The 216-nt window shown below is 48.6% G+C and carries 1 pseudogene; it reads right to left on the reverse strand.

Annotation, left to right across the window (positions count from 1 at the left end):
- Positions 1–216: pseudogene (locus OGV50_RS23595) on the reverse strand (two-component sensor histidine kinase); the annotation flags it as partial.

The raw sequence follows: 216 nt of genomic DNA on the forward strand, positions 1-216 counted from the left end.
AGCATATCGCTGTCTCCGGCAACAACGCCCTCTCCTTCAACCGTGATTGTCTTTCCTGTTTCGTCTGCCAGGGGCTCGAATAACTCACGTAATTCATTCAGTTCGGCTGCCAGATCTACATCATGTTTATCCAGCTGCAGCAGACCATGCTCTGAACGTGCCAGAAAAAGCATGTCACTGGTCATTCGTGACAACCTTTTCAGTTCTTCCAGGTTA

It is taken from the genome of Citrobacter sp. CK180 (assembly GCF_030333655.1).
Lineage (GTDB): Bacteria > Pseudomonadota > Gammaproteobacteria > Enterobacterales > Enterobacteriaceae > Citrobacter_B > Citrobacter_B koseri.